Here is a 5,590-nt window from a genome sequence, read left to right on the forward strand (position 1 = left end):
ACAATAAAAAATAAAAACCTTATTTTATAATAATTTAGAGTTACTAGAATAATCAAAAATAAAAATAATCATCACTATGTTTAAATAATCAACTATTTTAGTGAATCGAGCAAAGCTTAAAATAAATTAATCTTCCATTTTTATAGTTCATAAATTAGTACAATTCTTCTTACCATTAAAATGTATAGCCAATGATAATGTAAATTAATCATGTCAACTTATAATTAGAAATACAGACATAATGATTAAAATAGAAGCAGTTTTTATTGTCTCATTTTGTGAGGTAGATAACATTAATAACAACAGTCATTGAACAAACTAAGTATAAATAACCTATTTTAAGTAGGCAAAGTAAGTAAAAATCTTGCTTTATTTATTGATTTATTTTTTTACTCGTCAATCTTTGGCTTATTTTGTAAATAGCTGAGAATACTAAAGCACTAACAGCAACTCACTGATACAAAATATAACTCCAATAAAAAATAAAAACTTAGATATAAAAACTAAAAATCACAAAATTCAAGAAGATAAAATCAGCAACAATGTGTTCTAAAATATCTAATACCTAAATAGATTGTAAAACAACCTATTTATCAGACATATTCCGACACATTTATTTTCTAGCGATGTTTAAACTTAGTGTCTAAGATTATAAATATAAATTGAGCACCAATAATCTGATAAATACACAACGTAAAGACATAAGGATATACCTATGAAAATAAAATCACTTATTGCTATTTCATTATTAAGTGTTAGTGCTTCTCTTTTTGCCGCTGAAAGCACCAGCACAACACAACAAGTTCAAGGCGTAACTCAAGCACAAAAAGATCTCAATGATTATGAAAAAGTCATGGTAGAAAAAGTTTGGGTTACCACGCAAGCCATTGACGAGAAAGGCAATAAAGTTGACGCTAATAATCCACAAGTCAGTAATTATTTTGGCCTAGCAGAATATTATCCTAATGGCACTTTTATTATGTTTACCCCTGAAGGTAAACAAAAAATGCAAGGGGATTGGTCAATGTCTAATGATGGAAAAACGCGTACATTAGTTGCCAAAGATGCACAAGGAAAAACACTATTTACTCGTGATGTAGAAAATATCACCATCAATAATGATGAGTATACCTATCGTATTTACCCAACTGAAGGGGATAATACTGTTTATTTTGATATTATTCATCACGTTAAGAAATAATCATAATACGTTGTTTCACCTGTTATAAATAATTAAGGGCTATTTTATGCTAAGTAAAATAGCCCTTTTTTTAGTTGTATGACCTTAATATAACTAGCCTTAAATCAAATTTTGAGCTTCCCCATCAACCCAATAAATCACATTAAGCGCTTCTTCTGGTGTTGGGACTTCTAGTTTGCTCAACATTCTTTCCATCACTTTATCGGGAACCGCTTCCTTTCTTGCGCTGTTTTGTTTTTTCCATTGCAAATAAGGGACTTCAATATATACCAATGTCACTTTAGCTTGATAACGATAAAACAGAGCAATAAGTTGATTACGCATTTGTTTAGTAATATTTGTTGCATTCCAAACAAAAGACTTATGCTCTCTTAAATATATTCTCGCTTGCTCTTTGGCAAGTTGTGCAATCCATCCATTCGCATCACGATCATCTGGTTTTATATTATGCTGCTGACGTAATACATCTAAACTTACCACAGACATATCTGCACAATATTGGCGAATATAACTATCTTTGCCCATTCCCGGTAGTCCACAAAGTACAATAACTTCACTTCCTTGCTCTGGATAAGGTTCATAGTGAGGATCGACATTATTTTCACTATGAAAATAGTGAAATCGAGCGCCATCAGAAATAAATCGTGCGGGTGTTCTCCAACAATTTAATTCTTCACAGTAAAGTGTAAATAACGCTATTTTATCCAATAAAGCGGGCTTATCTTCACAGCTTCGTCCCAGAACATCCGCCTTAGCCAGCAATGCCAATAAATAGCAATCTACTCTTAACGAAGCCGCTAATAAGGCTTTTTTAGGATCGGGTTTATCCATTAACCATAAAGGTAATCCGTGATAGCGTACTAATGCCGCAATCTGTTCTCTATCAATAAAGCTAACCGGCACTTTTTCATATAAAAAACGTCTTGTCGTTAATTCTCCTTTACGAGCATGGCCTGGCGAAATAATTCGCCCATTCTCTTCACGGGTAGTTGAACGTTTTTCTACATCATGTAAAAGTGCTGCAATCCATAGAATTTGTTGCTCTCTTTCTGACAGCTCTTGGTATTCAGGGAGTGATTTTATAGCGTGGATCACCTGCTGTGTATGAATAGCTACATCACCTTCAGCATGGTGGATCGGATCTTGTCGAACACCGGACATATCACTAATTTCATCATAGTACTCACCAAGTTGTTCCCATGACATTTCGCTATGTAATTTTTTATGAAGCATCATGAGACTCCTGTGTTTTTTCCCAAATTAGTGGCGCTCTTTTCCAATTACGTTTCCAATGCACATCTGTTTTAACATGATCTTTTCTCACATATTTAAACACCCGATGTGAAAATTCATCTAATGAAAATGCTTGAGCATCTCGTGTGACAATGCCTTCCATCGCACTTGGTTTCTTGGTTAACACATCTCGTGATTGAAAAGAGCTATGCTTTTGTGCGTGTAAAACAATATTCTTTTCAAACTCTATTTTATTTTCCGATTTTGGTAGCGAGATTTCCGGTACGGTGGGTAAATCAAATAAAGTGGCATAAAATTGCACTTCTTCCCAACTTAGCCATTTATCCTGACAACGTATGGCAAAAACATAGAAATACTCTTCCAAGTGTTGGTATTCAATAGAATGAATGGCATAAAGATTTTCACCAAAAATATCTAAATTACCTAAATCATTTTTGATGGATTGCCAACGCTGGCGTAGTTGTACTGTCCACGCAGATTGTGTCGGAGTCGCATGAGAGCGAGCAAAAACCCCCATTCGATTTAAGCAATTATTTTCACCATCTAATTTTTCAGTATGAATAAGATGCTTTATTTTGCAGATATCTTGCCACCAATTGGCATTAATACGATCATCGCTTGTTGTGCCTGGTGAAAAAGGATAGTGATATGTTCTGTCATATTTTTTTGATTGATTATTCATTGTGTTATACTCATTAAGTAACAGGAACCCTACTAAATTTATATTAAAATTCAGTGAGTATATTTATCTGTATTTGCACTATTTACCTTCAGTGCCTTAATGCGTATTACATAACCACAACCTAATAACTCAAAAATAACAAAAGAAATAATTTTTGACATACTACCTGTATTATCAAGATAGCACTAGAAAAAAATGTTTATATTTATTATTCATTTTCTCTCAATTTTTTTCGTTATTTAACGCTCCATGATGATTGTTCATCTATCCTTAATAGGGTGACAACGCTAATAATGTCACTCTATGGGTATTTATACTTAAATAATGATAAATATCTTAATCCTCAGTCGCTGTTTACATAACGATATTGCACATGGGAGGTAGTATGTATCACGATCTTCAAGGAAAAGTTGCTGTAGTAACAGGTTCGTCACGAGGAATTGGTGCAGCAGTAGTGACGAGATTAGCTCAAGAAGGAATGAACGTTGTTATCAACTATCACTCTGATGAAAATGAAGCTCAAGCATTAGCCGATAGCCTAAATAAACATGGTAAAGGTAAAGCGATTATTTTTGGCGGTGACATTAGTGATGAAAAAATTGCTCATAACTTTATTTATAAAGCGATTGACCACTTTGGTCAGCTCGATCTTCTGATCAATAATGCGGGAATTGAGACACAAACCCCTTCCCATGCAGTGAATTTAGAAGATTGGCGTAAAATTATTGATATAAATTTAACCAGTTATTTTCTAACGGCTCGCTCCGCATTGAAATATTTCGTTGAGAATAAGATCAAAGGCAATATTATTAATATGTCTTCAGTTCATGAAGTGATCCCATGGCCGACTTTTGCTAGTTACGCTGCCAGTAAAGGTGGCGTGAGAATGTTAACGCAATCACTGGCTCTTGAATATGCACACTATGGTATTCGTATTAACGCCATTGGCCCTGGTGCTATTAATACCCCAATAAATAAAGAAAAAATGCAAGATGATGCGTTACGCAAAGAATTAGAAGAGATGATCCCAATGAAATATGCCGCAGAGCCTGAAGCAGTGGCTAATGTTGCTGCTTGGTTAGCATCGGAGCAATCTACTTATATTACTGGACAAACTATTTTCATTGATGGCGGTATGACACTTTATCCTTCATTTCAAGGTGGAAAAGGCTAAAGCCGTTCACTGTCGTCCATACCGTTAAGATAACCTTCTTTCCAAATTTTGCGGTTTATTTATACTTATTCTTTGGGAAGAAGGCTTTTATCCTTATTTTATTCAATCAAAATAACATTTTCGGAATGGATAATATTATCAGGAAAAATAAGTGCTCTTTCAGAAATAAACGGCATATGTAATGTACGTGTGCCCGTTGAGATAGAAACCCCTGCTTTTAACCATGCATCAGCCACCAGCTCTGTACAATAAACACCTTTATCTTGCTGAATACTGAAGTTTTCCCCTACTCGATTTAAAACAGCTTCTAACGCTTGTTGTCGTGCTTGTTCACTTCCACGCACTTGGTAAAAGCGTACAGAATTAGGCTTAGCACGACTGATAAAGAAATCCAAACTATCGATAGTAACACCATCTTTACTATCAGCATGTTCACTGGGTGTTGAGTGAACAACCTGTATACCTTGCTCAGTTATCCACAACATTCCTACGTGGCTGAACCCGCTGTTATCAACTTGCTTTATTATGTCGCTAATAACTTCATCACCATCGCGAAAAACCAGATCACCACTTTTTAACTGATAAGGCAAAGCGAGCACAGTCAATGTGCTCGCTAAGTATAAAGTTAATGCAAGAGTAAAGCGTATTATCACTTAACTTCAACTTTCCATTTGCCATCAACTTTGATCATATTTTGATTTTCTGTTTTTTCTTCACCATTTTTCAACACTGTTTTGAGTGTGACAACGGCTTTATTTTTATCTTCGCTGTATTCAACTTTTGCTACTTCAACCTTACCCAAGCCACCTTGCTCTTTAATTTTTTTGCCCGCTTCGGCAACGATCATTTTAAATTTGCCGGTAATTTGCTCTGCCATTGGATCTTTTTCTAAATCACCAAAATACATTAATGACACAGCCTTATCACCATCACCGGAAGCGACAGCTTCAATAAATTCAACTGCAGCTTTTCCTGCTTCGTCTTGTTTATCACCACATGCAGATAATGTCATCATTGCCACCGCAAGAAACATAAATCCCATCATTTTCTTTAACATAAATTCACCATCACCATAAATATTTAATTTAATACAATAAGCATCTTATATAAAAAGGAAAACCATCTCATACAACACACTAATTTATTTATAAACTATGTTTGTGCAATAGAAAAATAACTTTTCTATCGCGGAATTATACGTGACATTAATAGGTTTCGTCATAAATTTTTTTTAATATAGAATAATCCTAGTAAAAAATATTTGAAAAAATCCTCCCAA

General features: G+C 34.4%; 6 protein-coding genes. 2 read left to right on the top strand and 4 right to left on the bottom strand.

The features are described from left to right. The first annotated feature begins 715 nt into the window (after window positions 1-715). Entirely contained in the window at window positions 716-1,201 is a 486-nt protein-coding gene (locus AACU95_RS00005; RefSeq protein ID WP_004243298.1) for a DUF4822 domain-containing protein, read from the top strand. A gap of 99 nt (window positions 1,202-1,300) precedes the next feature. On the opposite strand, the gene AACU95_RS00010 is transcribed toward AACU95_RS00005, so the two are convergent. Further along, entirely contained in the window at window positions 1,301-2,437 is a 1,137-nt protein-coding gene (locus AACU95_RS00010) for an AAA family ATPase (RefSeq protein WP_141192435.1), read from the bottom strand. Beyond that, window positions 2,424-3,137: an RNA ligase family protein gene (locus AACU95_RS00015; RefSeq protein WP_004248257.1), complete on the bottom strand. Its 714-nt coding sequence runs from the start codon at window positions 3,135-3,137 to the stop codon at window positions 2,424-2,426. The genes AACU95_RS00010 and AACU95_RS00015 overlap by 14 nt, the downstream gene beginning before the upstream one ends. 385 nt (window positions 3,138-3,522) lie before the next feature. Between AACU95_RS00015 and AACU95_RS00020 the strand changes: the two genes are divergently transcribed. Then, on the top strand, window positions 3,523-4,311 hold the full coding sequence (locus AACU95_RS00020; protein ID WP_004248258.1) for a glucose 1-dehydrogenase: 789 nt from the start codon (window positions 3,523-3,525) through the stop codon (window positions 4,309-4,311). Window positions 4,312-4,409: 98 nt separating this feature from the next. Here the strand turns inward: AACU95_RS00020 and AACU95_RS00025 are convergent, their stop codons facing one another. Then, complete coding sequence (locus AACU95_RS00025; protein ID WP_004243303.1) at window positions 4,410-4,964, bottom strand: YiiX/YebB-like N1pC/P60 family cysteine hydrolase; 555 nt, start codon at window positions 4,962-4,964, stop codon at window positions 4,410-4,412. Further along, the gene (locus AACU95_RS00030; protein ID WP_004243305.1) at window positions 4,961-5,368 is read right to left on the bottom strand and encodes a DUF4878 domain-containing protein; all 408 of its coding nucleotides are present in this window, start codon (window positions 5,366-5,368) and stop codon (window positions 4,961-4,963) included. Before AACU95_RS00030 ends, AACU95_RS00025 begins: the two co-directional genes overlap by 4 nt. Between the last annotated feature and the right edge of the window lie 222 nt (window positions 5,369-5,590).

Origin of the sequence: Proteus sp. G4415 (genome assembly GCF_963896075.1) — a bacterium.
Taxonomy (GTDB): domain Bacteria; phylum Pseudomonadota; class Gammaproteobacteria; order Enterobacterales; family Enterobacteriaceae; genus Proteus; species Proteus mirabilis.